Source organism: Aquipuribacter nitratireducens (assembly GCF_037860835.1).
GTDB classification, from domain to species: domain Bacteria; phylum Actinomycetota; class Actinomycetes; order Actinomycetales; family JBBAYJ01; genus Aquipuribacter; species Aquipuribacter nitratireducens.
This window is the reverse complement of the sequence record NZ_JBBEOG010000004.1, coordinates 341,001-360,351: the sequence shown is the minus strand read 5'-3', so window position 1 is coordinate 360,351 and position 19,351 is coordinate 341,001. Positions and strand designations below refer to the sequence as shown.

Sequence of the window (19,351 nt, the reverse complement as noted above, 5' to 3'; positions counted from 1 at the left end):
ACGTCACACCGACCGGTGGTCGACCGTCGTCCACGGCTGCGGCGGACCGAGGAGCCAGCCCTGGCCGCTGCTCACGCCCAGCTCGAGCAGCCGGCGTCGCTGCACCTCGGTCTGCACGCCGCACGCGCTGCACCGCAGCCCGAGGTCGTGGGCGGCGACCGTGACCGCCTGCACGGTCGCGGCCGCCCCGCGACGCTCCAGCCCCGAGACGAGTCCCCTGTCGATCTTCACGCCGTCGATCGGGAGCGAGGCGAGGAGGTCGAGGGAGGTGGTCCCGCTGCCGAAGTCGTCGAGCACCCCTCGCACGCCCAGGCCGCGGAGCGCCCCGAGCAGGCCGCGGGCCCGCGCCGGCTCGTGCAGCACGGCCTCCTCGGCGATCTCGAGGGTGAGGGCCTCGGGCGGGCAGCCGTAGCGGGCGAGCAGCTCCTCGACGGTCCACGGCAGTCGCGGGTCGCGGAGGTCGGCGAGCCCGATGTTGACGGCGATCTCCTCGCCGCGCTCCGGCACGACGCGGCGGATGGCGGACACGAGGACCGCGCGGGTCACGCGTCGCGCGATGCGCGGGTGCGCGCTGCGCCCGAGGAAGGTGTCCGGCGTACGGAGCCCTCCGTCGGTGGTGAACCAGCGCAGCAGCGCCTCGCCCTGGGAGCCGGAACCGTCCTCGAGCGACACGACGCCCTGGCGGAACAGCTGCAGGCCACCGCCGGCGAGTGCCGCCTCGAGCTCGCTCTCGACCTCCGCCCGCTGCCCGGCGCGTGTCCGCAGGTCATGCGAGGCGACCTCCGCCCGCCGGCTGCCGAGCCGCTTCGCGCGGTACATCGCGGCGTCGGCGTCGGCGAGCAGGTCCTCCGGCTGCAGGGCGGTGTCCGGGCCGGTCGCGAGGGCGATGCCGCAGCTGACGGTCACGGAGACGGGGAGGCCGTCGATCGTGACCGGGCGGCGGACGGCGGCCGCGGCCCGTCGCGCGAGCCGTCGCGCCTCCGGCACGCCGCTGCCCGGCATGACGGCGACGAACTCGTCGCCGCCGAGCCGGGCGAGCAGGTCCTCGGGACGCCGGAGGTTCTGCAGCCGGAGCGCGAGCGTGCGCAGCAGGCCGTCGCCGGCCTGGTGGCCGAAGGTGTCGTTGACGGCCTTGAACCCGTCGAGGTCGAAGTACACGACCGCGACGGAACCGCCCGCCTCGTGCGCGCGGTGCAGGGCCCGGCGCAGCTCGGGCAGCAGGACGGCGCGGTTCGGCAGGCCCGTCAGCGGGTCGTGGCCCGCGGCGTGGGCGAGGGCGACCTCGTCGAGCTTGCGGGCGGTGATGTCGAGGTGGGTGACGAGCGCACCCGTCGACGTGCCGCCGGCGTCGTCGGGCAGGTGCAGCGGCACGACCGTCAGCTGGAACCACCGCTCCTCCTCCGGGGAGGAGCAGTCGTAGTCGCGCGAGTACGAGGGCGCGCCGCCGGCGAGCACGGCCTCGATGCCGTCGGCGACGGCGCCGGCCTCCTCCTCGCACGACCCCTCGGCCCGCCGGCACACGGCCAGGTAGTCGGCGCCGACCCCGCACGCCGCCTCCTCGCCGTCGTTGGCGACGCAGAAGCCGCGCCACGACACGTTGACGGCGGCGATCCGACCGTCCCGGTCGAGGACCGCCGCGTTGGCCGGGAGGGCGTCGAGCACCGCCGCCAGCACGTCGCGTCCCGCGGTCTCGCTCACGACCGGCCTCCTCGTCGGGCCCTCTCCCCCAGGATGCTCCGGCCGTGCGCCGCTGACCAGGAAAGAGGTCCCGACCGCGCCTACCGTGGGTGCCGTGACCCCGACCTGCGACTTCTGCCAGGCCGCCGACGCGGTGTGCGAGTACCCCGTGAGCACGGGGATCGCGACCACGTCACCGGTCAGCGGGCGCGCCGACGACCGCGGCACCCGCCCCTGGGCGGCGTGCGAGGCGTGCGCCGAGCTCGTCGACGGCGACCGGTTCGGGGAGCTCCTCGAGCGCAGCCTCGCGGTGGCACCCCGCCCGGACGTCGCGGGCTCCGACCCGCTGTTCGGCTTCGCCAAGGCGTCCCTCCGCGAGCAGCGGGCGGACCTGTTCGCACAGGTCGCCCTGTCGCACGGACCGCGCCGACCGCTCGGCGGCTGAGGCGCCCGAGGTCAGGTCGGCTCCCAGCCGTCGAGGAAGGCGACGACGGTGGCCGCCGGCATCTCGCACGGGCGGAAGCGCTCTCCCCCGCTCGTGACGTAGATGTTGGCGCTCACGACGCCGGTGCCGCCCAGCTCCTCGCCCCACAGCTTCTGCACCCGACCGCCCTGCTGGACGGTGCGCGTCACGGACCAGGTGCGACCGCGGTAGCGGACCCGGCTCGTGCCCTCGGGGATCCGGGCGAGGCGCGCGAGGACGGCCTCGTGGCCCGTGGCTCCCGGATCCTCGCGCGACACCCCGACATCGTCCCCCGGCCGCCACGTCGACATCACGAAGGGGCCCGCTGTACGTCAGCGCGCCCAGGAGACCGTCGCATGTGTCGTCGTGGCGGCGTGTGGGGACCCGGACGCCGGCTGTCAGCCCGCAGGCCGCTCCAGCGGCACGAGCTCGGCGGCCGTCCGGACCCCGCTCCAGCGCTGCCGCTCGCCGGCGAGGTCGAGCCGCTCGACCGGCGCCGTGTTCTCGTAGACCCCCCACTCGGCGCGCGGCAGCATCCACATGACCTCGAACTCGTTGCCGTCCGGGTCGGCCGCGTACAGGCTCTTGGTGGCGCCGTGGCTCGACTCGCCACCGAGGGCGCCGAGCCGGCTCAAGGTGTCCCGCGCCTCGACGAGCTCGTCGATCGTGTCGACCTGCCACGCGAGGTGGTAGAGCCCGATCGCGCCGCGGGGTCGTGGCGGCTGGTCGCCGACCCCGAACAGACCGAGGTCGTGGTGGTTGCCGGAGCGCGGCAGCCGGAGGAACGCGGCGTTCGCGCGGGGCTCGAGCGCGACGACCTCCATCCCGAACGCCTCGCGGTAGAAGGCCAGGCTGCGCTCGAGGTCGGCGACGAAGAGGACGGCGTGGTTGAGGCGGACGGCGGCGACGCTCACGCGGCCACCCCGAACCCACCGGTCCACGACACCTTCTCCTGCGCGGCGAGGGTGATCTGGAGGAAACCGAGCGCCTCGAGCTCGCGGGCCCGGGCGAGCGGGCCGGCGTCCACCGCCGCGAGGCCACCGTCGGTGACGATGCCGGCGAGGAGCTGCTTGGCCTCGGCGTCGTCACCGGCGACGAGGACGGTCGTCGGCAGCGAGCCCACCGCCCCGCTGGCGAGGGTGCCGGCGAAGTTCGTGTTGAAGGCCTTGACGACGCGGGCGGTGGGCAGCGCCGCGGCGATCTCGGCGGCGGCGGAGCTGTCGGCCGGGACCACGAGGGAGTCGAAGGTGGCGAAGTCGAGCGGGTTCGTGACGTCGACCACGACCCTCCCGGCGAGCTGGTCCGCCCGCTGGTCGAGGACCGCGCGGACGGCGGGGTACGGGACGGCGAGGACGACGACCTCGCCGCTGACCGGAGTGGCCGTGTCGGCCGAGCCGAGCTGCTGGACCGAGTGGCCGCCGCGGGCGACGAGCGCGGCGATCGCGCTGCCCATCGCGCCGGAACCGAGGACCGAGACGACTGCCATGAGGGTGCTCCTTGCTCTCGTTTGGTTGTTGCTACAAGTAACACTGTCCACGGGTTCACTTGTTCCGTCAAGTGATGCGGGTAGGGTCCGCGCATGACGGGGACCCGCTGGCTCGACGCCGAGGAGCGAGAGGCGTGGCTGCGGCTCATCGCCGTCGTCGAGCTGCTCCCCGGGGTGCTCGACACCCAGCTGCGCGCCGACTCCGCGCTCTCGCACTTCGAGTACATGGTCCTCGCGATGCTGTCCGAGGCGCCGGAGCGCACGCTGCGCATGACGGCGCTGGGACAGCGGACGAACGCCTCGCTGCCGCGCCTGTCGCACGTCGTGCGGCGGCTGGAGGACCGCGGGCTCGTCGAGCGGTTCCCCTGCCCGGAGGACGGGCGCGCGACGAACGCGCGCCTCACCGCCGCGGGCTGGGACACGGTCGTGGCCGCCGCGCCCGGCCACGTCGAGACGGTCCGCCGCACGGTCCTCGACCCGCTCACCCGCCAGCAGGTCACCCAGCTGCGCCGTATCGGCGACGCGCTGCTCGGGCAGCTCGACCCGGAAGGCCGCATGACCGCGCGCCCGTGACCGGATGCGCCGGCGTGTCGCGGTCACGGGCGCGCGCTCACCCGCGAGCACCGGCTGCTCAGGGCTCGAGCAGCCCCGCGATCTCCTCCGTCGTGAGCGCGCCACCGAGCGCGTCGCCGTCGTCCATCACCGAGGCGAACAGCTCGAGCTTGCGCTCCTTCAGCTGCATGACCTTGTCCTCGATGGTGTCGCTCGCGACGAGCCGGTACACCATGACGGTCTTGTCCTGCCCGATCCGGTGGGTGCGGTCGACGGCCTGCGCCTCCACGGCCGGGTTCCACCACGGGTCGAGGACGAACACGTAGTCGGCCTCGGTGAGGGTGAGCCCGACACCGCCCGCCTTGAGGCTGATGAGGAAGACCGGTTGGTCGCCCTCGCGGAACTCCTGGAGGCGCCGCGCCCGGTCGCGGGTGCGCCCGTCGAGGTAGGAGTAGGCGACCCCGTCGGCGTCGAGGCGGTCCCGGACCGTGCGGAGGAAGCCGGTGAACTGGCTGAAGACGAGCGCCCGGTGCCCCTCGTCGATGACCTCGTCGAGGAGCTCGGCGAGCACGTCGACCTTGCTCGCCGCCACGCCGGCGTACGCCTCGTCGACGAGGGCGGGGTCGAGGCTGAGGCGGCGCAGGAGGGTGATGGAGCGGAGGATGGCGAACCGGTTGCGCTGCGGGTCGTCGATGAGCCGCAGCACCTTCTGCCGCTCCCGCTGCAGGTGCGTGGCGTAGATGCGGCGGTGGCGGGGGTTGAGCTCGACCTCGATGACCTGCTCGACCTTCGGCGGCAGCTCGGTCGCGACCTGCTCCTTGCTCCGCCGGCGCATGAGCGGGCGCACCCGCCGCCGCAGGCGGGCCAGCGCCTCGGTGTCGCCCTTCTCGATCGGGACGGCGTAGCGGGCGGCGAACCGCTTGGGGTCCGGGTAGAGACCGGGCGCGACGATCGACAGCAGCGCCCACAGCTCCATGAGCGTGTTCTCCAGCGGCGTGCCCGTGACGGCGAGCTTGAACGGCGCGTCCACGCGCCGCGCGACCTGGTGGGTGCGACCGCGGTGGTTCTTCACCGCCTGCGCCTCGTCGAGGAGCAGCCCCGCCCACGGCAGGGCCTCGTACTGCTCCCCGTCGAGGCGGAACAGGGCGTACGAGGTGACGACGACGTGCGCGCCCTCCGCCTGCTCCGCCACGGTGGCGCCGGACGCCCGCGAGGTCTGCGTGATCCCGACGACGCGCAGCCCCGGTGTGAACCGCGCGGCCTCGTGCAGCCACGTCGGCACGACGCTCGTGGGGGCGACGACGAGGAACGGGTCCGTGGTCCCGCGCTCGACCGCACCCGTCACCATCGCGAGGACCTGGAGGGTCTTGCCGAGGCCCATGTCGTCGGCGAGGACGCCGCCGAGCCCGTTCTCCTGGAGGAAGGCGAGCCAGCGGTACCCGTCGAGCTGGTAGGGCCGCAGCTGCGCCTCGACCCCGGCCGGGACGGGCCACTCCGGCACGGCCTCGAGCCCGACGAGCGCGCCGACCGCCTCGCTCCAGCGGCGGCTCTGCTCCTCGACGACGCCGAGCCGGGTCAGCTCCTGCCAGAGGTCGGCCTGGTACGCGCTGATCCGCAGCCCGTCGCTCGGGCGGTCCTGCAGCTCCCGCGCCTCCTCGATGAGGGAACGGAGCTGGGCGAGCTCCGGTCGGTCGATCGCGAACCACGTGCCGGAGTCGAGGACGAGGTGGCTGTCGCCGTGGGCCAGGGCGACGAACAGCGGCTCGAACGGCACCTGCTCGCCCGCGACGGTGACGGTGACGCCGAGGTCGAACCAGTCCCGCTGCCCCGACTCCGTCGCGCTGAGCCGCACGACCGGCGCCTCCTCGGTGTACCGGTACTCCCCCGGTGCGCCGCGGACCTCCACCTCGACCCCGGCGTCGCGCAGCCGGGGCACGGTGTCCTCGGTGAAGCGCACCGTGTCGAGCCCGGACAGCCGCTGGGACGGCACGAGCAATCGCTCGTCCCCTCCGTCGGTCCACAGCACGTCGAGGTCGCCCGCGCGCTCCCGCAGGCCGTCGAGCAGCGACTGCTCCGCCGCCTCGTCGCGCACGACACCCGGCGCCGCGGCCTCGGTGAGCCCGGCGCGGACGACCTCCCCGCCGACGCGGTACGTGAAGGCCCACTCGACGACGAGCCGGCTCGCCGCCTCGTACGTGAGGCGGACGCCGAGCGCGGGCGGCAGCACCTCGGGGAAGGTGACGGAGCCGTCGGAGGAGACGAGCTCGAGCACCTGCCGCAGCCGCGGGTAGTACTCGCGGAGGAACCGGGGCAGGTCGGCGGCGGGGATCTCGACCTGCCGGCCCTCCTGCAGCAGCGTCGACAGCTGCGGGCCGGCCGGCTCCTGCAGTCCCGCGAGCAGCAGGCCGGCGTCCGGCAGCTCGACGACGACGCCGTGGACCGGCGAGCCGACGACGAGGAGCTCGGACGCCGGACGGGAGGTGCCGTCGACGTCGACGACGGTCGTCATGCTCGCGTGGGCGGGAGCGCGCCCGCCCTGCCCGAGGACGACGTCGACGACCGCACGCGCCGGGGACGCGGCGAGGTGCACCTCCCCGCCGCCGGCGGAGAGCAGGGCCACCCCCGCCGTCCGCAGCTGCTCGAGCAGGCGCCACACGGCCGGCCCGACCTCGTCGAGGTGGACGGGCCGATCGGCGAGGTAGCGGCCGCGGCCGCGCGACTGGTACGCCGCGTGGAGGGCGAGCAGGGCCTCGCGGTGGGCCGGGTGCGGGGCGGGGCGGCCGTAGGCGGCCCAGCCGTGCTCCAGCTCCCGCCACGAGGCGCCGCCGCGCACCCACGTGCCCTTGGCGCCGCGGACGAGCGGCCGCAGCAGGACCCGACGCGACGACCCCGCGCCCGTCCGGGTGCTCGCGACCTCGAGCTGGAGCGCGAGGGCGGCACCGCCCCCGTCCCTCGACGGGGCCGTGGGGTCGGGCTCGACGAGCGGGCCCAGCTGCGCCTCCCACGGCGCGGGCGCCCGCCCCGCGTCCAGGGTGGTGGGCCCACGGGCCGCGAGCAGCACGGCGACGGCGTGCTTGCAGTCGCCGCCCACGGGGCAGCTGCAGCGCGCGGTCCAGCGGCGCCGGCCCCGGGAGCCGACCGGTGTGGGGGTGACCAGCGTCGTGTACGGCTCGCGTCCGCTGCCGCGGACCTCGCCGAGCAGCGCCCCGCCGCCCTGACCGGTGACACGCAGCACCATGCCGCGGCGTGCGTAGTCCGCCCCGCGACCGAACGTGCCCGGGTCGACGACGGCGCGGATGGCGGCGTCGTCCAGCCCGTCGGTCCAGTGCGCCACCCGGTCAGGTTACGGACGTGGGACGACACGTCCCGCGGCGTCCCGGCGCGTCAGTCGATGCGCTGGTACGCCACCAGCGTGAGGAAGTCGACGAGCTCGTCGGAGAGCGCGACCTCCTCGAAGACCGCCATCGCGTCGTCGGCGCGGCTGGCGGCGAAGACGTCCTCGCCCACCGCCTCGCGGATCCTCTGCAGCTCCTCCGCCGCGACCTGCCGGACGAGGTCGGCGGTGACGGTGCGTCCGTCGTCGAGCGTGACGCCGTGGTGCACCCACTGCCACACCTGCGCCCGCGAGATCTCCGCGGTCGCGACGTCCTCCATGAGGTTGTCCACGCCGACGGCGCCGGAGCCCCGCAGCCACGACGACAGGTACTGGATCGACACCGACACCGCGTTGCGCAGGCCGTCCTCCGTGCACCGCGTGCCGGCGGAGGCGATGTCGAGCAGCTGCTCGGCGGTGACGTCGACGTCCGGCCGCTGCCGCTCGATCTGGTGCGGGCGGCCCTGGAGGACGGCGTCGAGCTCCGCCATCGCGACGGGCACGAGGTCGGGGTGGGCGACCCACGTGCCGTCGAAGCCCGCGGTCGCCTCGCGCCGCTTGTCCTCGGCGACCTTCGCCAGGGCCCTCTCGTTGAGCGCGGCGTCGCGACGGGACGGGATGAACGCCGCCATGCCGCCCATCGCGTGCGCGCCGCGACGGTGGCACGTCTTCACGAGCAGCTCGGTGTAGGCGCGCATGAACGGCACCGCCATGGTGACGCTGCTGCGGTCGGGCAGGATCCGGTCGGCGCGCGTCCGGTTCGTCTTGATGGCGCTGAACAGGTAGTCCCAGCGGCCGGCGTTGAGCGAGCACGAGTGGTCGCGGAGCTCGTGGAGGATCTCGTCCATCTCGAATGCGGCGGGCAGCGTCTCGATGAGGACGGTCGCCTTCGTCGTCCCGTGCTCGAGACCGAGCTGGGCCTCCAGTAGGTCCAGCACGTCGTTCCACAGCCGGGCCTCGAGGTGGCTCTCGAGCTTCGGCAGGTAGAAGTACGGGCCGCGGCCGCGCTCGGCGAGCGTGCGGGCGTTGTGGACGCAGAAGACGCCGATGTCGAACAGCGAGGCGGAGACCGCGTTCCCGTCGACGATCACGTGCCGCTCGTCGAGGTGCCAGCCGCGCGGCCGGACGAGCAGCGTGGCGAGCTGCTCGCCGAGGCGGTACTCCCTGCCGTCCGGCGACGTGAACGACAGGGTGCCCGCGACTGCGGCGGTGAGGCTCGCCTGGCCGGTCACCATGTTGGCCCAGGTCGGCGTGTTGGAGTCCTCGAAGTCGGCCATGAAGCCGGTGGCGCCGGAGTTGAGGGCGTTGATCACCATCTTCAGGTCGGTGGGCCCGGTGATCTCCACGCGCCGGTCGCTCAGGCCCGGCGACGGGGGCGCGACGGTCCAGCCGCCCTCGCGGACGTGCGCCGTCTCCGGCAGGAAGCCGAGCTCCTCGCCGGCGTCGAGGCCGGCCTGCCGCTCCTTCCGCGCGGCGAGGAGCTCGCGGCGCCGGTCCCCGAACGCCCGCTCGAGGCGGGCGACCATCGCGAGCGCCTCCGGGGTGAGGACGTCGGGGTAGGCCTCGCCGCTGACGAGCACGCCGTCCGGTCTCGCGGTCACGCGGTCCCTCCGACCTCGTGCGGGTAGGCCGCCGAGCGGCCCTGGAACGTGAGGATCCGCTCGTTGCGGATCTCTCCCTGCTCGATCTCGACCGCCCGCCCGATCGTCGGGTGCTCGGCCCACGCCCGCGGTCCGCGCTGGACGACGTCGAGCCACGGGAGCAGCGCCTCGCTGATGGTCCACGTGGCGGAGTCCCAGTACAGCGACGGCGTGTGGTCGACCGCGTAGTAGTGGACGCGGTCGCCGACCTCCACCATCGGCTCGGCGAACGACGTCGGGCGCGCCCACGAGAACCCCATGCCGGTGTCGACGGACACGTCGACGACGAGGGTGCCCGGCCGCAGGGCGGCGGGGTCGGCGACGAAGACGAGCGGGCTCTCGGTGTCCTGGAGGATGCAGTTGACGACGACGTCGTGCTCGGCGAGGAACGCGGCGGTGTCCTGGGGCCCGTCCTCGCGCAGCACGCGGGTGCGGTGCGGGTCGTCGTCGAGCCGCTCGAAGCGCTCCATGACGACGCCCGCGAACGGCGCCGCGACGGCCGGCTTGTCGCGCTGGGTGATGACGGTGACGTCGAGCACGCCCATGGCGTGAAGCGCCCGGACGGCGCCACGGGCCGTGGAGCCGAAGGAGACGACGGCGGCGCGCAGCGGGCGGCCGTAGTGCCCCGTCGCACCGCGGAGCTGCAGCGCGTGCACGACCGCGGCGTAGCCGGCGATCTCGTTGTTGAGGTGGAAGACGTGGAGGGAGTACGACCCGTCGGCGTTCCAGTGGTTCATCGACTCCCACGCGATGACCGACAGCCGCCGGTCGACCGCGAGCTGCGTGAGCCCCGGGTCCTGCACGAGGTGCGGCCAGCCCCACAGCACCTGCCCGTCCCGCATCTCCGCGAGGTCGGCCGCGAGCGGCTTCGGCAGGAGCACGACGTCGGCGCGGCCGAGGAGCTCGTCGCGGTCTACGACCCCGCCCACCCAGGGGGCGATCTCCTCGTCGGTGGCCCCGAAGTGCGCGCCGTAGCCGCGCTCCACGAGCAGGTGCGCGCGGACGGCCTCGTCGAGCCGCTGCAGGTGCGCGGGGTGGAGGGGCCGGCGCCGCTCGTGCGGCTTCCGCGTGGTGCCGACCACGCCGATCGTCAGTCGCTCCATCGGGTCCCCTCGCCGGCTGCACGTCCTCGGACAGCCCGAGGCTAGGCCCGTCGCCCCGGACGCGCCCCGTCAGCCCCAGCTGCTGCCGGGCAGGTACGTCCCGGCGCTCCACTCCCGCCCGCCCGGGTCGAGGACCCGGCAGCGGCGGGTGCCCCACTCGGTGTCCTCCGGGTCGATCACCGAGCGGCCGCCCGCGGCGACGGCGGCGGCGTGGAAGTCGTCGACCTCGTCGACCGACGCCGTGCCGAGGTAGAGCCCGGCGCCGGTGGAGCGCCCGACGAGGGGCGGCACCGCGTACGCGGCGTCGTCGCTCGCGACCATGCAGACGACGTCCCCGAGGCGCACCTCGGCGTGGAGCACGGCCCCGTCGGGCCCGTCCTGACGCGCGACCACCTCGAAGCCCACCGCGGCGAGCCAGTCGAGCGCCCGCGGCGCGTCCGGGTAGCTGAGGTAGGCGAAGAGCCGCGCCGTCACGGCAGCATGCTGCGGCGGTCCGCCCGCGCGGTCAAGGGTGCTCGTGCACGCGCCGGGGCTGGCGGGTCCCGGGGGCGCCTGCCACGGTGAGGTCCGTGTCGGGACCGCTGCGCGCCCTCCTCGCCGTGACCGCCGCGCTCGCGACGCTCGCCGTCGTGTGGGTGCTCGGCATGCGCCGGAAGGACTCGGTCGTCGTCGACCTGCAGCGCCGGGTCAACCGGCGCCTGCTCAACCCGCGCACGATGGCGACGGCGGGGCGTCCCGGCGCGGAGGCCGCCGTCGTCCGTCACACCGGCAGGCGCTCGGGGCGCGCGTACGAGACGCCCGTCGACGTCGTCGCGACGGGGGACGGCTTCCTCGTCGGGCTCGTCTACGGGCCGCGCACCGACTGGGCGCGGAACGTGCTCGCGGCGGGGGCCGCGGTCGTCGTCCACGAGGGCGAGGAGCACGCGGTGGACTCGCCGCGGCTCGTCCCGCTGGAGTCCGTCGCCGAGCACTTCCCCCGCGCGGCGCTCCGGGCGATGAAGGCGTTCGGGGTCACGCAGTGCCTGCGGGTCGAGCGCGCGGATGCCGCCGTCACTGGTACGTGACGAGGTCCGGCAGCGGCTCGACCGCCACGGTCTCCTCGGGCGTCAGCATCGGCGCGTCCTCGTCGACGAAGTTCTTCCACCCCCACCACCGGACCCCGGGGGCGTGCTCACGCAGGCCGCGCCACGTCTCCTGCTTGGCGCCCTGGCTGCCCTGCCCGTCGACGTGGAGGAGCAGCGCGAGCTCCGAGCGGGAGCGGTCGACGTCGTCGGCGCCCGGGACCATCCGCGGGGTGAAGGCGTGGAGCACGAGGAGCTTCTGCGGCAGCCGCTCCGCACGCACGAGGTCGGCGAGCCACGTGACGACGGCGTCCACCTCGCCGCGCTCCACGCGGCCGATCTGCTCGAGGTGCACCTCGTCCGGTGCGAGCCGCCACTCGGGGTCGAGCGCGAGCCCGACGTGGGGCTCGCGCAGGAGCTCCTCGTACTCGCGCGCCTGGGACAGGAAGTCCGAGCGGCCGGGCTGCAGGTCGAGAAGCACGTACTGGCCCGCGTCGCGGGCCCGGTCGACGAGCGGGCGCAGGTCGGCGACGGGCCACTCGGTCGAGTAGTCGCCGTCGGCACCGGGCCCGCCCGCGGCCACGGACGCGATGATCTCCAGCGTCGGCACGACCGGGGTGTCGACGAGCGGCTCGTACTCCGCGGCGCGCGCGGCGGCGCGTCCGATCGTCGCGTCCGGGCCCTGCTCCCCCAGCACCCCGAGGCGGGAGGTGATGGGCGAGCCGTACAGCGCGACGTAGATGGCGCCCGGCAGGACGAGCTGGCCACCGGCGGGCAGCTCGACACCGGTCGCCGCGGTCGCGGCGCGCCACGCGAGCGTCTCGGCGTCGCCGAACGCCGGGCCGAGACCGACGACCGTCTCGGGCGCGAGGTCGGCGAGCGCCTGCACGGTCGCCGACGTCGCCCGTGGGTCCCCGCCCGGCACGACGACGACGGGTGCGCCGGCGGCGCGCGCGGTCGCGACGGCCGCGAGCTGCTCGGCCGGGTCCTCGACGAGGACGGCGAGGCCGGCCACCGGTCGCGGCGGCTCGACCGACCGCAGCAGCTCCGGTCCGGTCGCCTCCCCCGGACCGTCCCAGCGCTCCAGCGGCTCCACGGGTGCGAGGCCGGCCACCGCCGCGGCGTCGGACGGGACCTCGACGGGGCGGTCGAGCAGGTCGTCGAGCCCGGTCGCCGTCGCCGGCGCGGCGACCACCGGGACCGCCGCACCGTCGAGTGGGACGTCACCGACGGACAGCACGACGCCCACGCCGAGCCGCTCGACCTCCGCCGCGAGACGCGAGCCCGAGGGCGACGAGGGGGCCGGCGAGCGCGCGGCCGACGACGCAGCAGCGCTCGACGCGGCCGCGGCCGGAGGAGAGGGCGCGAGGAGCAGCGGCACCCCGAGGGCCGCCGCTGCTCCCGCCGCCCTGAGACGGTCCGTGGAGTCGGCGGCGGACCCCCCGTCGGGGGCCACGACCACCACGGGCGAGGACCGGAAGAGCGCCTGCGACGCCCCGGACGCGACAGTCGCCGCGTCGTCGCCGACGACGACCGCGCTGCTGCCGGACGCCGCCGGCACGGGACGCGGGACCACAGCCTCGGCGGTCACCGTGGCCGCGGCGGACGGCGTCGTTCCTGCGGGCCCCCCGGCGGGCCCGTCGAGGGTCGGTCGCCCGCTGCAGGCACCGAGGAGGAGGGCGAGGACCGCTCCGACCACGACCGTCACCCGCCGCCGCACGAGCCGTCGCCGCAGGACGGACGTCGGCGTGGGGGCGGGCATCGCCCCCACGCTCGCACACCACGCCCCTGCGGTCGCCTGCTCGCTGGCGGCCGGGTCCGCTGGCTACCGTCGAGCGGTGCTCACCATCGCGGACGACCTGCTGCTGCTCGTGCTCGACGACGAGTCCGGACGGAGCTCGCTCGACGGCTCGACCCTCGACGCGGCCGTCGGGGGTGGGCTCCTGCTCGAGCTCGCGCTCGCCGAGCGGGTGGACGTCGAGGAGAGCGGGCGGCTGCTCCGGCAGAAGCTCGTGCGCGTGGTGGACGCCGCCCCGTTCGACGACCCCGTCCTCGACTCCGCGCTCGGGACCGTCGCGGAGAGGTCCCGCACGCCGCAGGACCTCGTGTCGCGGCTCGGGAAGGAGCTGCGGCCGCGGCTGCTCGACCGGCTGGTGGAGCGCGGCATCCTGCGCCGCGAGGAGAACCGCGTCCTCGGCCTCTTCCCGCAGACGCGCTGGCCGGCCGAGGACTCCGAGCACGAGGACGCGGTCCGGCAGCGGCTCCGCGACGTGCTCGTGACCGGCCTCGCGTCGGACGAGCGGACGAGTGCCCTCGTCGCGCTCCTGCGGGCCCTCGACCGCGCCCACACCGTGCTGCCCGACCTCGACCGCGAGCAGCGCCGCACCGCGAGGTCGCGCGCGAAGGCCGTCGCCGACGGGGCATGGGCCGCGGACGCCGTGCGGTCCTCCGTGCAGGCCATGCAGACGGCGGTGCTGACAGCGACGACCGCCGCCGCCGTCACCACCTCGACGTGACTCCCTGACGACGACCGACGGGGCGAAGGGGGCCGACCTGACAAATCTCGTGACGCTGCGTGCGCGCCCTGGCAGGATGACCGCTGTCACCACCGCCACGACGCTGCGCGCCTGCGACGGTCCGGTCACCCACAGGGGGCGAGGACGATGGCTGCACCGATCCCGAGGCACCAGGTGTGCCCCGTCGACGACGTCGGCGAGGCGCTCGGTCGACTGACGCGCCGCGAGCGCGAGGTCCTCGACCTCATGGCCGCCGGGCTGTCGAACGCGGGCATCGCGCGCCGGCTGTTCGTCAGCGAGCGGACGGTCGAGGCGACGACGGCGCACGTGTTCCGCAAGCTCGACCTCGACCCCTCACCCGACCTCAACCGGCGGGTGCTCGCGGTCCTCCTGCACTACGAGCGCGTCTCGAGGACCGCCCAGCCGAAGCCGTCGACGTGGACGCGGTCCCCGTCGGCGCTGACCCCGTCACCGAGGAGCAGCCGCGCGCCGGTCGCCTCGGGCACCACGACGTCGTAGCCGCGACGGGCGGGGTTCACGACGACGACGTGCGACCCGCCGCGCTCGTACACGAGCGGGTAGTCGCGGTGGAGCACGCGCGTGCTCGGGCCGACGCGCAGCGCCGCCACCTCCCGGCGCAGCGCCACGAGGCGACGCACGGTGTGGAGCAGCGACGTCTCCTCGGCCGCCTGCGTCGCGACGTCGGGACGGTCCGCCGCGGTGTCCACCGGGAGGTAGAACCGCTGCGGGTCCGCGGTCGAGAACCCCGCCCCGGGGCCGGGCTCCCACTGCATCGGGGTGCGGCACGCGGCCCGGTCGTAGAAGCCGGGGTGGCACACGCTCCCCTCGGTCTCGGGGGCGTCGACGAGGGTGCGCTGGCCGATCTCGTCGCCGTAGTACACCGACGGCGTCGTCCCCCACGTGAGGAGGAACGCGAACGCCGCCGGCAGCTGCTCGGTCGGCCGGTCCCCCACGCGCAGGCGCGCGTAGTCGTGGTCGGCGGTCGCGAGCAGGAGCGGCCGGTCGTCACCGAAGTGGGCGCGGTGCTCCTCCCACTCCTGGAGGAACACGTCGAGGGACCCTCGCGCGTCGGCGTCGAAGAACGGCGGCCGCGGCTCCCACCACGGCTTGCGCCCGGAACCGCCGTTGTCGAACAGCGAGCTGTGCATCGCGTGGATGACGAGGGCGAAGTCCCCGTGGAAGGCCGGCGGCTCCGGCTCCCGCGGCTCGACGCCCTCCGGCACGATCACGCGGTCGGGCCACTCGGCGTCGAGCCACGCCCGCAGGTCCCGCCACAGCGCCGTCGTGGCGACGTACCCGGGGTCGTCCTTCACGAGGGAGAACGCCATGTCGACCCGGAACCCCATGACCCCGCGCTCGAACCAGAACCGCATGACGTCCTTCAGGGCCTGCCGGTTCGCCTGCGGGCCGGGGGCGTCGACCGGCTGCTGCCACGGCTTGGTCGGGTCCGGGTCCCGGTAGCCGAAGTTGAGCGCCGGCTGGGAGTCGTAGAAGTTCTTGAGGTACCAGCCGCGACGCGGACCGGGGCTCGGCACCCACTCCTCGCCGGGCTCGTCCCGCTCCGGCGCCCAGATGTAGCGGTCGTGCGCGGGGTCCGCGTCCTCCGCGCGCAGCGCCTCCTGGAACCACTCGTGCTCGTCCGAGGTGTGGCCGGCGACCAGGTCGAGGAGCACGTGGATGCCGCGATCGCGGGCGGCCGCGACGACCGCGTCGAGGTCCTCGTTCGTCCCGTAGCGCGGGGCGACGCGCAGGTAGTCCGCCACGTCGTACCCGGCGTCGCGGAAGGGCGAGGCGAACAGCGGGTTGAACCAGATCGCGTCGACGCCCAGCCACTGCAGGTGGTCGAGGTGGGCGAGGACGCCCCTCAGGTCGCCGACCCCGTCGCCGTCGGAGTCGGCGAAGGACTGGGGGTAGATCTCGTAGAGCAGCGCGTCCTGCAGCCAGCTCGTCGGCCTGTCCGTCGGGGGCGTCGCCGTCACGAGGGCCCACTCTGGCCGCACGGACCGTCCGTCGCACCCGGGACCGCAGGTAGTTCCTCGTGTCACCCACCGGGTACGGGTGGGGACATGTGGTTCGACTCCTGGTCCACCATCGGCCGGACCGTCCTCGTGGGGGCGGCCGCCTACGTGTCCCTCGTCGTCATCCTGCGGCTCGCGGGGAAGCGGACGCTGTCGAAGCTCAACGCGTTCGACCTCGTCGTCACCGTCGCGTTCGGCTCGACCCTCGCCTCCATCCTCCTGTCGACGGAGATCGCGCTCGCCGAGGGGGTCACGGCCCTCGCCCTGCTCGCGCTCCTGCAGGTCGTCGTCGCGTGGTCGTCGCGTCTGCTGCCGAAGGGTCGCTGGGTCGTGACGGCGTCGCCGACGCTGCTCGTCGACGACGGCGAGGTCCTCGAGGACGCGCTGCGGGAGCAGCGGGTGACCCGGCAGGACGTCCTGCAGGCCGCCCGGTCGAGCGGGGTCGGGGGCCTCGACGAGGTCGCGGCCGTCGTCCTCGAGAGCGACGGGTCGATGAGCGTCGTCACCCACCAGCAGAAGGGAGACGGCTCCGCGCTGGCGGGCCTGCGACACGCCGGTACCAGCGGAGGCCGATCGGGACGCTGACACCGGAGACGACGGTGCTCGCCGCCACGACGAGCACCCCGGCGGCCAGCACCGTCTCCTGCCTGCCGAGGCGCTCGGCCTCCAGCGTGAGGTAGAGGAGCGCGCTCACGCCGACGGGACCGAACCAGCCGACGTAGCCGGCTCCCGCCCACGACAGCCCGAGCGGGCGCCGCAGCAGCAGCACGACCGGCAGCCGGCGCAGCAGCAGGACGCCCACCACGAGGGCGACGCCCCGCCACCCGAGCTCCGCCCACTCCCGCCACGGCAGCAGCGCCCCGACGAGCAGGAACACCGGCAGGAGCCCGAACCTGTCGACGCTCTCGTCGACCGGGATGGCGTTGTCCCGCTCGGTGCCCGTCGAGACGAGGTTGAACGTGAGCCCGGCGACGAAGACCGCGAGGACGTCGGCGACGTGGAGCAGGCCGCCGGCCCCGAGGACCGCGAGTCCGAGCAGCAGGGTGAAGAACAGTGTGGGGCCCGGCTCGCTCGCGCCGTGGGCCTCGCCCGCGCGCAGCGCCCGGGCGCCGAGCCAACCTGCGACCGCACCGAGCAGCACGCCCCCCACCACCTCGACGAGCGAGCGCGCCACCGCCTCCCCGACGGGTGCGAGCCCGTCGCCGGCGAGGGGGCCGGCGGCGACCCCGAGGGCGACGAGCACGACCGGCAGGGCGAGGCCGTCGTTGGCCCCGGACTCCGCCGAGACGAGCACACGCTCCCGCAGCGGCAGCGTGCGCTCCGCCTCCTTGCCCGTGACGGCGCTCGTCGCGAGGACGGGGTCGGTGGGGCACAGCGCCGCGCCGACGAGGAGCGAGACCGACAGACCGGCGCCGAGGGTGAGCCAGGCGACGGCCGCCGTCGACAACGCCATGATCGGCATGGCGACGAGGACGAGGAGCGCTGACGGCCACGCGAGGCGGCGCAGCTCCGCGAGGGGGAACCGCAGCGCGACACCCATGACGGACACGGCGAGCAGCACGCGGGTGAGCTCGAGCACGAGCGGGTGCCGGTCGAGGACGGTGCCGAGGTCGACGACGCCGAGGACCGCCGGACCGAGCAGGACCCCGGCGAGCAGGCCGAGCACGGCGGTGGACACGGGCAGGCGCCGCAGCCGCCCCGACAGCGCGGCCACGGTCAGTCCGAGCACCCCCGTCGCGGCGAGGACGGCGTCGACCATGCAGGTGTTCATACCCACGGCGGGAGGGGTCCGCACGCGCCCGCCGACCCGTCGGCTGCGGGACGCGTGGGACCGGCCGGGGCCGGGTACCCCGTGCGGAGGCACACGAGGGAAGGACGACGGCATGCAGGTCGGCTACAAGCTCGCGACCGAGGGTCACGACCCGAAGGAGATCGTCGAGCTGGGGGTCCACGCCGAGCAGGCGGGCTTCGACTTCGTCGAGCTCAGCGACCACTACCACCCGTGGCTGGAGGAGCAGGGGCACAGCGGCTTCACGTGGACGATGCTCGGCACGCTCGCGGCGCGCACGGAACGCATCGGCCTCGCGACCGGCGTCACGTGCCCGATCATCCGGTACCACCCGGCGGTCGTCGCCCAGGCGGCCGCGACCACCGCACTGCTGTCCGACGGGCGGTTCACGCTCGGCATCGGCGCGGGGGAGCGGCTCAACGAGCACGTCGTCGGCGGGGGGTGGCCGTCCGTCGGCGTCCGCCACCGCATGCTCGTGGAGGCGCTGGAGATCATCCACCGGCTCTTCGAGGGCGGCTACCAGTCGTACGACGGGCAGTACCTCACGCTCGAGGACGCCCGCGTCTTCGACCTGCCGGAGACCCCTGTCCCGATCGCCGTCGCCGCGGGCGGACCCCAGGCGGCACGGCTCGCCGCCGACAAGGGCGACGGGCTCTTCGTCACCGAGCCCGAGGCGTCGCTGCTCGAGACCTTCCGCGAGGCCGGGGGCACCGGCCCGGCCTACGCCGAGGTCCCGCTCGCCTACGGCGCGAGCGAGGAGGCAGCCGCCGAGGAGGCGCACCGCACGTCCCGGTGGACGCTGTCGGGCTGGAAGGTGATGGCGGAGCTGCCGAACCCCGTCAACTTCGACGCCGCCAGCGGCACGGTCACCCTCGACGACGTCCGCGGGCAGTTCTCGTGCGGCCCCGACCTCGACGCGCACGTCGAGCAGGCCCGGCCGTACGTCGAGGCGGGGTACGACCGCCTCGTGCTGATGGACGTCGGCCCGGACGCGCACGGGTTCCTCGACGTCGCCGGGGAGCAGCTCGTCGACCGGGTGAGGGCCCTCGGCAGGAGCTGACCACCGTGCGCCTCCTGCTCCTCGCCGACACGCACGTCCCTGCGCGGGCACGACGGCTGCCGGACGAGGTGTGGGACGCCGTCGCCTCCGCCGACGTCGTCGTCCACGCCGGTGACTGGGTGGACGTCGGCCTGCTCGACGAGATGGCGGAGCGGGCCCGCCGGCTCGTCGCCGTCCACGGCAACAACGACGGACCCGCGCTGCGGGCGCGGCTGCCCGAGGCCGCACGCGCCGACCTGGCGGGGCTCCGGGTCGCCGTCGTCCACGAGACCGGGGCCGCGGCGGGCCGCGAGACCCGCTGCGACGCCCGGTTCGGTGCCGGCTCGCCGGACCCTGCGGACGTCCTCGTCTTCGGCCACAGCCACATCCCGTGGGACACCGTGACGCCGTCCGGTCTGCGCCTGCTCAACCCGGGCTCCCCCACGGACCGGCGCCGGCAGCCGCGGTGCACGTACGTGACCGCGACCGTCCGCGACGGTGTCCTCGACGACGTACGGCTCGTCGCGCTCCCCCTGCGCGGGACCTAGGTCCCTGGGGGGTCGCGCCCCCCCGGCGCACCCTGGGACGAGGGGCAGCCGCACGGAGGTGGACG

General features: G+C 75.0%; 18 protein-coding genes and 1 pseudogene. 8 read left to right on the top strand and 11 right to left on the bottom strand.

The features are described from left to right. Nucleotides 1-3 precede the first annotated feature (3 nt). Nucleotides 4-1,698 carry a putative bifunctional diguanylate cyclase/phosphodiesterase gene (locus WAB14_RS10430; protein WP_340269581.1) on the bottom strand — a complete coding sequence of 565 codons (1,695 nt, stop codon included), beginning with the start codon at nucleotides 1,696-1,698 and terminating at the stop codon, nucleotides 4-6. 94 nt (nucleotides 1,699-1,792) lie between these two features. Between WAB14_RS10430 and WAB14_RS10425 the strand changes: the two genes are divergently transcribed. Beyond that, a complete protein-coding gene (locus WAB14_RS10425) occupies nucleotides 1,793-2,122 on the top strand; it encodes a hypothetical protein (RefSeq protein WP_340269579.1) in 330 nt (109 codons plus the stop codon). An 11-nt stretch (nucleotides 2,123-2,133) separates the two neighbouring features. Here WAB14_RS10425 and WAB14_RS10420 read toward each other — a convergent pair whose 3' ends face one another. The 3 genes from WAB14_RS10420 to WAB14_RS10410 form a co-directional block, all read right to left on the bottom strand. Beyond that, a complete protein-coding gene (locus tag WAB14_RS10420) occupies nucleotides 2,134-2,418 on the bottom strand; it encodes a peptide methionine sulfoxide reductase (protein ID WP_340269577.1) in 285 nt (94 codons plus the stop codon). Nucleotides 2,419-2,538: 120 nt separating this feature from the next. Next, nucleotides 2,539-3,054, bottom strand: coding sequence for a VOC family protein (locus tag WAB14_RS10415; protein WP_340269576.1), 516 nt, complete (start codon nucleotides 3,052-3,054; stop codon nucleotides 2,539-2,541). Further along, nucleotides 3,051-3,626 (bottom strand): NADPH-dependent F420 reductase, encoded by a 576-nt coding sequence (locus WAB14_RS10410; protein ID WP_340269575.1) that lies wholly within the window; start codon nucleotides 3,624-3,626, stop codon nucleotides 3,051-3,053. The genes WAB14_RS10415 and WAB14_RS10410 overlap by 4 nt, the downstream gene beginning before the upstream one ends. Before the next feature lie 93 nt (nucleotides 3,627-3,719). Between WAB14_RS10410 and WAB14_RS10405 the strand changes: the two genes are divergently transcribed. Further along, on the top strand, nucleotides 3,720-4,199 hold the full coding sequence (locus WAB14_RS10405; protein ID WP_340269574.1) for a MarR family winged helix-turn-helix transcriptional regulator: 480 nt from the start codon (nucleotides 3,720-3,722) through the stop codon (nucleotides 4,197-4,199). A gap of 58 nt (nucleotides 4,200-4,257) precedes the next feature. Here WAB14_RS10405 and WAB14_RS10400 read toward each other — a convergent pair whose 3' ends face one another. The 4 genes from WAB14_RS10400 to WAB14_RS10385 all read right to left on the bottom strand — a co-directional run bounded on the left by WAB14_RS10400 (nucleotide 4,258) and on the right by WAB14_RS10385 (nucleotide 10,768). Next, entirely contained in the window at nucleotides 4,258-7,512 is a 3,255-nt protein-coding gene (locus tag WAB14_RS10400; protein WP_340269572.1) for a DEAD/DEAH box helicase, read from the bottom strand. Nucleotides 7,513-7,562: 50 nt separating this feature from the next. Then, a complete protein-coding gene (gene aceB, locus WAB14_RS10395) occupies nucleotides 7,563-9,152 on the bottom strand; it encodes a malate synthase A (RefSeq protein ID WP_340269570.1) in 1,590 nt (529 codons plus the stop codon). After that, nucleotides 9,149-10,294: a N(5)-(carboxyethyl)ornithine synthase gene (locus WAB14_RS10390; protein WP_340269568.1), complete on the bottom strand. Its 1,146-nt coding sequence runs from the start codon at nucleotides 10,292-10,294 to the stop codon at nucleotides 9,149-9,151. The genes aceB and WAB14_RS10390 overlap by 4 nt, the downstream gene beginning before the upstream one ends. 69 nt (nucleotides 10,295-10,363) lie before the next feature. Then, entirely contained in the window at nucleotides 10,364-10,768 is a 405-nt protein-coding gene (locus WAB14_RS10385; protein ID WP_340269567.1) for a VOC family protein, read from the bottom strand. A 95-nt stretch (nucleotides 10,769-10,863) separates the two neighbouring features. On the opposite strand from WAB14_RS10385, the gene WAB14_RS10380 reads away from it, so the two are divergent. Beyond that, nucleotides 10,864-11,358, top strand: coding sequence for a nitroreductase family deazaflavin-dependent oxidoreductase (locus WAB14_RS10380; RefSeq protein ID WP_340269565.1), 495 nt, complete (start codon nucleotides 10,864-10,866; stop codon nucleotides 11,356-11,358). Here the strand turns inward: WAB14_RS10380 and WAB14_RS10375 are convergent. Next, nucleotides 11,345-13,117 carry a hypothetical protein gene (locus tag WAB14_RS10375; RefSeq protein ID WP_340269564.1) on the bottom strand — a complete coding sequence of 591 codons (1,773 nt, stop codon included), beginning with the start codon at nucleotides 13,115-13,117 and terminating at the stop codon, nucleotides 11,345-11,347. The two genes, WAB14_RS10380 and WAB14_RS10375, sit on opposite strands and share 14 nt — an antisense overlap. Before the next feature lie 76 nt (nucleotides 13,118-13,193). On the opposite strand from WAB14_RS10375, the gene WAB14_RS10370 reads away from it, so the two are divergent. Together WAB14_RS10370 and WAB14_RS10365 are read left to right on the top strand one after the other, a co-directional pair. Further along, nucleotides 13,194-13,871 (top strand): GOLPH3/VPS74 family protein, encoded by a 678-nt coding sequence (locus WAB14_RS10370; RefSeq protein WP_340269563.1) that lies wholly within the window; start codon nucleotides 13,194-13,196, stop codon nucleotides 13,869-13,871. A gap of 147 nt (nucleotides 13,872-14,018) precedes the next feature. Beyond that, nucleotides 14,019-14,207: pseudogene (locus WAB14_RS10365) on the top strand (helix-turn-helix domain-containing protein); the annotation flags it as partial. A gap of 59 nt (nucleotides 14,208-14,266) precedes the next feature. On the opposite strand, the gene WAB14_RS10360 reads toward WAB14_RS10365, so the two are convergent. After that, complete coding sequence (locus WAB14_RS10360) at nucleotides 14,267-15,871, bottom strand: alpha-amylase family glycosyl hydrolase (protein WP_340269562.1); 1,605 nt, start codon at nucleotides 15,869-15,871, stop codon at nucleotides 14,267-14,269. 87 nt (nucleotides 15,872-15,958) lie between these two features. Between WAB14_RS10360 and WAB14_RS10355 the strand changes: the two genes are divergently transcribed. Further along, nucleotides 15,959-16,495 carry a DUF421 domain-containing protein gene (locus WAB14_RS10355; RefSeq protein WP_340269561.1) on the top strand — a complete coding sequence of 179 codons (537 nt, stop codon included), beginning with the start codon at nucleotides 15,959-15,961 and terminating at the stop codon, nucleotides 16,493-16,495. Here WAB14_RS10355 and WAB14_RS10350 read toward each other — a convergent pair. After that, nucleotides 16,413-17,669: a cation:proton antiporter domain-containing protein gene (locus WAB14_RS10350; protein ID WP_340269560.1), complete on the bottom strand. Its 1,257-nt coding sequence runs from the start codon at nucleotides 17,667-17,669 to the stop codon at nucleotides 16,413-16,415. The genes WAB14_RS10355 and WAB14_RS10350 overlap by 83 nt on opposite strands. A 124-nt stretch (nucleotides 17,670-17,793) precedes the next feature. On the opposite strand from WAB14_RS10350, the gene WAB14_RS10345 reads away from it, so the two are divergent. Further along, entirely contained in the window at nucleotides 17,794-18,759 is a 966-nt protein-coding gene (locus tag WAB14_RS10345; protein ID WP_340269559.1) for a TIGR03557 family F420-dependent LLM class oxidoreductase, read from the top strand. Between the two features lie 5 nt (nucleotides 18,760-18,764). Next, nucleotides 18,765-19,286, top strand: coding sequence for a metallophosphoesterase family protein (locus WAB14_RS10340; RefSeq protein WP_340269557.1), 522 nt, complete (start codon nucleotides 18,765-18,767; stop codon nucleotides 19,284-19,286). The last annotated feature ends 65 nt before the right edge of the window (nucleotides 19,287-19,351 follow it).